The sequence below is a fragment of the Pseudomonadota bacterium genome (genome assembly GCA_034660915.1).
In the GTDB taxonomy this organism is placed as follows: domain Bacteria; phylum Desulfobacterota; class Anaeroferrophillalia; order Anaeroferrophillales; family Anaeroferrophillaceae; genus DQWO01.
In genome coordinates, this window is the sequence record JAYEKE010000085.1 from 6,343 (window position 1) to 14,440 (window position 8,098).

The 8,098-nt window shown below is 48.5% G+C and carries 8 protein-coding genes; 2 read left to right on the forward strand and 6 right to left on the reverse strand.

Going from position 1 to position 8,098, the window contains the following annotated elements; genetic code table 11:
• Positions 1–243: 243 nt before the first annotated feature.
• Positions 244–1,269, reverse strand: a complete 1,026-nt coding sequence (locus U9P07_05040) for a hypothetical protein (protein MEA2108768.1) — start codon at positions 1,267–1,269, stop codon at positions 244–246.
• Positions 1,270–1,538: 269 nt separating this feature from the next.
• On the reverse strand, positions 1,539–2,495 hold the full coding sequence (epsC, locus tag U9P07_05045; GenBank protein MEA2108769.1) for a serine O-acetyltransferase EpsC: 957 nt from the start codon (positions 2,493–2,495) through the stop codon (positions 1,539–1,541).
• Positions 2,496–2,585: 90 nt separating this feature from the next.
• On the opposite strand from epsC, the gene U9P07_05050 reads away from it, so the two are divergent.
• A complete protein-coding gene (locus U9P07_05050) occupies positions 2,586–2,741 on the forward strand; it encodes a hypothetical protein (protein MEA2108770.1) in 156 nt (51 codons plus the stop codon).
• A 42-nt stretch (positions 2,742–2,783) separates the two neighbouring features.
• Here the strand turns inward: U9P07_05050 and nifS are convergent, their stop codons facing one another.
• From nifS to cysK, 3 genes are all read right to left on the reverse strand, one after another.
• The gene (nifS, locus tag U9P07_05055) at positions 2,784–3,968 is read right to left on the reverse strand and encodes a cysteine desulfurase NifS (GenBank protein ID MEA2108771.1); all 1,185 of its coding nucleotides are present in this window, start codon (positions 3,966–3,968) and stop codon (positions 2,784–2,786) included.
• Positions 3,965–4,789 carry a Fe-S cluster assembly protein NifU gene (gene nifU, locus U9P07_05060; GenBank protein MEA2108772.1) on the reverse strand — a complete coding sequence of 275 codons (825 nt, stop codon included), beginning with the start codon at positions 4,787–4,789 and terminating at the stop codon, positions 3,965–3,967. Before nifU ends, nifS begins: the two co-directional genes overlap by 4 nt.
• Positions 4,790–4,997: 208 nt before the next feature.
• The gene (gene cysK / locus U9P07_05065) at positions 4,998–5,930 is read right to left on the reverse strand and encodes a cysteine synthase A (GenBank protein MEA2108773.1); all 933 of its coding nucleotides are present in this window, start codon (positions 5,928–5,930) and stop codon (positions 4,998–5,000) included.
• A gap of 365 nt (positions 5,931–6,295) precedes the next feature.
• Between cysK and U9P07_05070 the strand changes: the two genes are divergently transcribed.
• On the forward strand, positions 6,296–6,439 hold the full coding sequence (locus U9P07_05070) for a hypothetical protein (GenBank protein ID MEA2108774.1): 144 nt from the start codon (positions 6,296–6,298) through the stop codon (positions 6,437–6,439).
• Between the two features lie 33 nt (positions 6,440–6,472).
• Here the strand turns inward: U9P07_05070 and U9P07_05075 are convergent.
• The coding region (locus U9P07_05075) for a PAS domain S-box protein (GenBank protein ID MEA2108775.1) at positions 6,473–8,098 on the reverse strand (1,626 nt) is incomplete at its 5' end.

An 8,098-nucleotide genomic window follows, 5' to 3' on the forward strand; every position in this document is an offset into this window, starting at 1 on the left:
AGCATTCCAGGTTTTTTCATTTCCTCCTTTCGGTTATAGATTATACCTAAGTTAAGCAATTAGCAGTTAGCTCTTGGCATTTAGCTGAGTAAAATTAAGGTTTTAGGTTGATAATACACAGTACCAAACGGGAAACTGTATGTATATAGTGAAATCCCTTTAATCATTAAACTAACAGCTAACGGCTAAAAGCTAATCGCTCAATTTAGTTATACTTGTAAAGTGTCAATCACTTAGCCTAGATTATAACAATCTATATTGATTCCGCAAGTGTATTGAAAGGTTTTTGGTCAGCTGGAAAGCTTTTTCCACGGTTTTTTCCTTATCCGGGTTGATCAGGCAGCAGGTAGCCGGTGACAGGAGGCTGCGGGAAAGGAGGAAATCCCGATCAAGTCCCTCTTGATATAATTTTTTCCAGGTGCTTTCCAGCAGTTTTATCAGGCTGTCCATGGTCTCCTTTTCGAAAGGTTCAATGTTGGTGGGGACAATGCCCCAGACAATGACTCCACCCCGCTCAAGAAAGTTGATAATTGATCTGGTGTAGAGGGGCAGGACCTTGGCATTGGTATAGAGATCAATGGAAACGATGTCCATGTCGAAACCCAGGAGAAAATCCCAGTCCGGATTGCCGCAGAGATGGATGCCCCGGGGCCGTTCAATCATGGCGAAGAGATTGTTAATATCTTCCCGGGCAAAAACGTCACTGTAGCCGGACATGGCGTTGAATAGAAACTGAAGTCCTGGTTCATCAATAAACATGAAGGCGTTGGGATTTTTTTCTTTCAGGTGGGCCAGTTGGACATTTATTCGTTTGGACATGAATTCATAAAGGAAAGGGCGGACCGTATCATCAAAGAGGATTGGTCGGTCATTCTCATCTTTAATAAAAAAACCGAAGCTGATCGGACCTTCCAGCTGGCCGCGGATAGCCGGATAGCTGGAAAGGTCATAGGAGAGGAACTTCTGGTACACCGCGGAATACTGATTGCTGACATCAAAATATTCGGGCTCATCAAAATGGTTGAGGACTTCTTCCAGTTCATTGATAAATCTATCAGTGGAAAAACGCAGGGTTTGTTTCTTCACGTCAAGGATAATACCTGGGAAATGTTCTGCTGCCTGGACATACATGTCTTCATAATAGCTGTAGTGGGGCAGCTGAGGCCAAAAGGGAATGTCAAGGGACATGGCCAACTTTAAAGCTTGGTCAATATCCTTGTGCGGCATAACGCCCATGGCGGTGGTCAGCAGGTTTCCGGGTAAAGGCATGCAATGCTCCATCTAATTCGACATTCTACCCCATGATGAAAATATAGCAACATTTTTGTCATGGGAATAATGAAAAAGCTTTGACTTAAGTCAAAAAATTCAATGTGTAAGGGGAATAACAGTGAAACTTGCCGATCTGACAGCTTGAGAGTCACATAATGATGTTATACTTATCATTAAACTGATTCTTGTGTGGATGTCAATGGGCCTGGAGAAAAAACTAAGCGGTCAGGAAGAAGAATGGTTGTCTGGAGCCACAAACGATAGAGTCAGTGTTCGCTGGTAATATGGATCAGCTCGGGATTTTTCAGCAGGACTTTGGTGTCTGGGGGGATGGACTTGGTGATCCAGACATTCCCGCCGATGATGGAGCGGGCACCAATTACTGTGTCGCCACCGAGGATGGTAGCTCCGGAATAGATAATCACCTCGTCTTCAATGGTAGGGTGACGTTTTATATCCCGATAGCGGACCCCGGCATCTTTTGACAGTGACAGAGCTCCCAGGGTAACCCCCTGATAGATGCGTACCTGGTTGCCGATACTTGTTGTCTCTCCCACCACGATGCCGGTACCGTGATCGATGAAAAAATGTTCGCCGATTTCCGCTCCCGGGTTGATGTCAATGCCGGTTTTACTGTGGGCATATTCGGTCATGATTCGTGGCAGCAGTGGTACCTCCAGTTTGCGGAGCAGGTGGGCAATCCGGTAAATGGTGATGGCAAAAAGTCCCGGGTAGCTGAAAATAACCTCATCCATACTTTTGGCGGCTGGGTCTCCTTCCATGGAGGCGCGGACGTCATCGGCCAGCATGGTTCGCAGTCGGGGAAGTTCCTTAATGAAAAGGATTGCGGCTTCGTGTCCCCGTAATTCGCATTGACTGCATGATTCATGGTAACGAAGGCAGTTGTGGCGGACCGCCAGGATGACCTGCTCGCTGAGCATTTCGTGGAGGTTGGAAACCTCCTGGCCCAGATAATATTCAATGGTTACCGGATCGATCCGAAGTCTGGTAAAATAGCCTGGAAAAAGGATCTTGCGGCACTGGTGAATAATTTCAATGGTTGTTCCGCGTGACGGCATGGGCTCCGGTGCCAGATGTTCATAGCATTGACCGTTTTTACAGGTGGCCGTCAGTTGGTCAACCACCAGGGGGATTTCCTGGCGGTGTTGGCTGGAAATTTCCAGCCGCTCAGTGCATTGTTCCGGGGTGGGGACATCATTCATAACTTTATTTTCCTGAATTATATCAGTTCTGAACCTGAGCAACTCACCTTTCTGAGTTGGTCTAAAAACAGCTGAAATAAACTTTCGGGGATGTTCCGGCATGGCTCTCGCTCATTCTCGCCGGCCGTCCATGGCCGGCTTGTGGGGACACCGCTAAAGCAATGTCCCCGCGTCCGCCGCGAATCACATCGTGTGATTCGTTCGGCGGCCAATACCGCTATGAGCCAAGCCCGAACATCCTGCTAATGTATTCCTGACAATGCAAGTCAGAAGGTTGAGAGAGTCATGTTATTGCAGGGTGCAGGCCGCCTTATTTCCCTGGCTGCCAAATGGCGACATAAGGCGCAGGCGCTCAATTATCGGGGGTAATTTATCAATGATGAAATCAACTTCCTCCCGGGTGTTGTAGATGCTGAGACTGAAACGGATGGAACCATGGGCCATGGTAAAGGGAACGCCCATGGCCCGGATGACATGAGAAGGTTCCAGGGAGCCTGAGGTGCAGGCAGAGCCGGATGAGGCACAAATATTAAATTCATTGAGCATCAGCAGGATGCTTTCTCCCTCCACGAATTCAAAACTGATGTTGCTGGTATTGGGCAATCGCTGTAGTGGGTCTCCGTTGACCAGTGAGTTGGGTATACGATACAACAGCTCTTTTTCCAGGTGATCACGAAGTTTCCTGACCCTGGAATTTTCCTGGTCCATATTTTTTTTAGCCAGCTGGCAGCCAGCTCCCAGGCCGATGATTCCAGGAACATTTTCGGTCCCGGCGCGCCGTCCCCGTTCCTGATGACCGCCAATCAGAAAAGGAGAAAATTTAGTTCCCTTGCGGATAAATAAGCCTCCAACTCCTTTTGGCGCATGCAGTTTATGTCCTGAAAGGGAGAGCATATCAATGGTGGTATTGCGCAGGTTTATGGGTATTTTCCCCACTGCCTGCACCGCATCGGTATGGAAAGTGATTCCATGACGGTGAACCATTTCTGCAATTTTTTCCAGGGGAAAGATGACTCCGGTTTCGTTGTTAGCCCACATAATGGAAACAATGGCTGTATCCGGGGTCAGGCTTTCCTGCAACTTTTCCAGGTTAAGATGACCCTGACTATCCACCGGAATTTCCGTAACCCGGTACCCTTGATTTTCGAGGCTGGCGGTTAAAGAACGGATTGCTGGATGTTCAACCCGGCTGATAATGATGTGGCGTTTTTCCGGGTTGCTGGCCAGGGCGGAACGAATGGCAGTGTTGTCGCTTTCCGAACCACAGCTGGTAAAAAGGATTTCATCGGCATTGGCACCGATCAATTCGGCAACCTGTTCCCGGGCTTTCCTGACTTTTGGTCCCACCTGGCCGCCGAAGGTATGCATGCTGGAAGGATTGCCATAATATTCCCGGAAATAAGGAAGCATGGCTGCCATTACTTCGGGAGCTACCTGGGTAGTGGCATTATTGTCAACATAGATTGGCTTCATGAGGAAACCTCCTCAACCACCAGGTCAGGGGAAACAAATTCCCGCAGCTTGGCTTCCACCAGGTTTTTCATTGTGATAGGAGCTGAAGGGCAGGCGGCACAAGCTCCACGGGTGGCTACCTGAACGCGATTGCCAATTATATCTACCAACTCAATATCGCCACCATCCTGCCGCAAAGAGGGGCGGATTTCACGTTCGATGGTTTCCTCGATCAGTTTGATTTTCTGAATATTGGTGAGCGGTTTTTTCTCTTCAGGAGCTGTTTCTCCCTGAACTTTGGCGATCAGTTTCCTGATATCATCATGACAGCGTTCACAGCCGCCGCCGGCCTTGGTATAGTTGGTGACATCCTCAACCGTTTTCAGGTTGTTTTCCCGTACGGCCCGCTCTATTTCCTTATCGGTTACCCCGAAACATTCGCAGATGACTTCTCCTTCCGCTTTTTGTACCTCAGTTCCCCGACAGGAAGCGATGGCTTGTTCCAGGGCTTCCTGTCCCATGACGGAACAGTGCATTTTTTCTTTCGGCAGGCCGCCCAGATAGTTGGCAATCTCCTGGTTGGTAATTTTTTCCGCTTCTTCCAGGGTTTTCCCCTTGATCAGTTCGGTCAGGGCCGAGGCGGAAGCGATGGCGCTGGCGCAGCCGAAGGTTTTAAATTTGGCGTCGGCGATGCGTCCCTGCTCGTCCAGTTTGAATGTCAGGTGCAGGGCGTCGCCACAGGCAATGGAACCCACGTCCCCGACTCCATCCGGGTTTTCTACCTCTCCGATGTTCTTGGGATTGAGAAAATGTTCTTTGACTTTGTCCGTATATTCCCACATGTTAGTTGCTCCATAATAGTTGTTTTGTTCTATTGAAAAAGATTATTTAGGTTTCACCTGAATTGAGCTATCAGCTTTGAGCCGTTAGCTCTTAGATCAATGATTACAGCATGTTTCCTGTTTCAAGCGGTCACCTGTTAGGTTTTGTTGTTCATGAACATAATGCCTTGATTTTTTAACGCTAAACGCTGACAGCTAATCGTTTAACTTATGTTTCATTAAAGGCCCACGTAGACAGATAGCGTTCGCCGCTGTCTGGAAAAATGACCACGATCACTTTTCCCCGGTTTTCAGGTTGTCGGCCGACGGCAAGGGCTGCCGCGGCTGTGGCCCCGGAAGAAATGCCGACCAGAAGCCCTTGGGTTTTCGCCAGCCGCCTGCACATGGCGCCGGCTTCCTCAGAGGAGATGGTGATGATTTCATCAATGATCTCCCGGTTTAACACTCCGGGAATAAATCCGGCGCCAATGCCCTGAATCCGATGGGGGCCGGCTGCTTTGCCGGAAAGAACGGCGGATTCTGCCGGTTCAACCGCGACTGTCTGAACGGCCGCTTTTTTCCCTTTTAAAAATTCTCCGCAGCCGGTGATGGTGCCGCCGGTGCCCACCCCGGCCACCAGCATGTCAACTTTGCCGTCGGTATCGTTCCATATTTCAACCGCGGTTGTCTGCCGATGTATTTCTGGATTGGCAGGATTGCTGAACTGTTGGGGCATGAAACTTTTCGGATTTTGCTCTTGTATTTCCGTTGCCTTGTCAATCGCCCCGTTCATGCCGGCAGCACCGGGGGTTAAGATGACTTCTGCCCCCAGGGCCCGCAACAGGTTCCGCCGTTCTACGCTCATTGTATCCGGCATGGTCAAAATCAGCCGGTAGCCGCGGGCGGCGGCGACAAAGGCCAGGCCGATACCGGTATTGCCGCTGGTGGGTTCAATGATCAAACCGCCCGGCTTCAATTTCCCTGTCTTTTCAGCGGCATTGATCATGGATACGGCAATCCGGTCTTTGACGCTGGATAAGGGGTTGAAATATTCCAGCTTGGCAATGATGTTCGCTCCACTCTCCTTTGACAGTGAAAGGAGCCGCAACAATGGGGTGTTACCTATTAACTCAGTGAGATTATCCGCAATTTTTTTGTTCATGACTTCCCGATTCAAGTATGTTGGAACAGGTATCATCAAGACTTGCCGTTTCCTTATACATATTAATCTATATTATTTTTGTCAAGTATTTTTTTGCAAGTATTTCTTTCAGTTCCAGCTAAAAGAATGCAATAACTTTGCAAGACGCAAGGGAAAAACTAAAAAATCAGCAGGGAAAAACTAGCGCAAGGAGGTTGTCAGAATGTACTGATTGGCATGCAGCTGGTCCAGCAGTTTTTGCGGCAGTCGGTGGCTGGGGAGGCGTAATTCCAGGTTTATAATTAATAGTTCCTGTTATTTAATGACTCAACTTTCTGAGTTATGAAAAAACAGCTTGAAAAAATTTGTTTTAAGGATGTTCCGGCATGGCTCTCGCTCATTCTCGCTGCACATCGTGTGCAGCTTGTGGGGACACCGCTAAAGCAATGTCCCCGTGCCCGCCGCGAATTACCGTCGTGGTAATTCGTTCGGCGGTCAATGACGCTGTGAGCCAAGCCCGAACATCCTGATAATATCTCTTGGCAACAAGTCAGAAAGTTGAGTTAATGAGTAAGATTTTGTAATACCTTATTCAGGTTGCTAAGGATGTAAGGTTTGGCTGCAACTCCCTGAAAGCCATAATCCTGGTAATTGGCCATCACATCATCATGGGAATAGCCGCTGCTGACAATGGCTTTGGCTTGAGGGTCGATTTTCAGTAGTTTGCTGATCGCCTCTTTGCCGCCCATGCCGCCGGGAATGGTTAAATCCATGATGACCAGGTCAAAAGGTTTTTCCTCCCTCATGGCCTGTTGGTATTTGTCCAGCGCTTCCTGTCCATTTACTGCATAGTAGATGCTATATCCCATGGTGAGGAGCATTTCGCCGCAAACTTCCCGTACAACTTCTTCATCATCCATGATCAGGATTTTGCCACTGCCTGTCAGTTCTGTTTCAATGTTGTCCGGCTCCTTTATATTGCTTGCTGCCATTGTCTCTGTAGCGGGAAAGAGAATAGTAAAGGTAGTTCCTTTGCTAAGTTGTGATTCTGCTTTTATCCGGCCATGGTGATTTTTAATAATGGAATAAACCGTTGCCAGCCCAAGTCCGCTGCCTTCGTGCTTGGTGGTGAAGTAGGGGTCAAATATTTTATCCAGATGTTTTTGGCTGATGCCGATTCCCTGGTCGGTTAGCGTTATTTTTATATAATGATCGTTTTGCTTCCCGTTTATCATTTCCTCCGGGGAAAAGAGGGTGTTTTCCACTTTGATGGTCAGGGTTCCGCCATTCGGCATTGCCTGCTTGGCGTTTATTACCAGGTTATTGATGACCTGGCTGAACTGGCCGCTATCAACTTCAGCCGACCATAAATCAGTCGCTATATCGGTCTGTAAGTTTGTTTTGCTGCCCCGCAGGGAAAATTCCGCTATTTCCTGAAGTAGATGCCCGACGTTGACCGCCTGTTTGACTGGTGATCCTCCTTTGGCGAAGGTCAGTAACTGCTGGGTTAAACCTCTGGCCTGCTCCAGGGAATTTTCGGTTTTATCCAGGTAGTGAAAAACCTTGTTTTTATCATCAGGATACATTTTGGCCATGGATATATTCCCATAAATAGCGGTCAGCAGGTTGTTGAAATCATGGGCTATGCCACCGGCCAGCAGACCAATGGATTCCAGCTTTTCTGAGCTTTGAAGTTCTTTCCGGGTCCTTATTTTTTCGGTGATATCCCTGATGACAATAATAATCCCGATTATTTTGCCGTCTTGATCCCGGATGGGGGCGGCGCTGTCAGCAATAATCTTTTCACCGCCTTCCTGGGGATAGATGTAAACCAGTTCCTGTCGATGGCAGGGGGCTCCGGTTTTTTGCGCCTGTTGCCAGAGGTCAACCGAGGGTTTATTATTATTTTCCGTGGCTACCGATAACACTATCTCCAGCTTGCGGCCAAGAGCAACGTCTGTTGTCCAGCCGGTAATCTGTTCCGCGGCATGGTTCATGAGCGTAATCTTCCCCCTCAGGTCAGTTACCATGACTCCGTCGCCGATACTGCTCAGGGTAACCGCCAGCCGCTCTTTTTCCGTCAGCAAGTCCCGTTCACTATTTTTGCGGTCGGTCATATCAATGACATTGCCCATGATTGCCGGTTTTCCTTCGAAATCTATGGTGGCGGCATTGAAATCAAGCCATTT

Bases quoted from the DNA above. Each gene is read 5' to 3' on its own strand.
- U9P07_05040 (MEA2108768.1), bottom strand. From the start codon at position 1,269: ATGCCTTTACCCGGAAACCTGCTGACCACCGCCATGGGCGTTATGCCG.
- epsC (MEA2108769.1), bottom strand. From the start codon at position 2,495: ATGAATGATGTCCCCACCCCGGAACAATGCACTGAGCGGCTGGAAATT.
- U9P07_05050 (MEA2108770.1), top strand. From the start codon at position 2,586: ATGTTCCGGCATGGCTCTCGCTCATTCTCGCCGGCCGTCCATGGCCGG.
- nifS (MEA2108771.1), bottom strand. From the start codon at position 3,968: ATGAAGCCAATCTATGTTGACAATAATGCCACTACCCAGGTAGCTCCC.
- nifU (MEA2108772.1), bottom strand. From the start codon at position 4,789: ATGTGGGAATATACGGACAAAGTCAAAGAACATTTTCTCAATCCCAAG.
- cysK (MEA2108773.1), bottom strand. From the start codon at position 5,930: ATGAACAAAAAAATTGCGGATAATCTCACTGAGTTAATAGGTAACACC.
- U9P07_05070 (MEA2108774.1), top strand. From the start codon at position 6,296: ATGGCTCTCGCTCATTCTCGCTGCACATCGTGTGCAGCTTGTGGGGAC.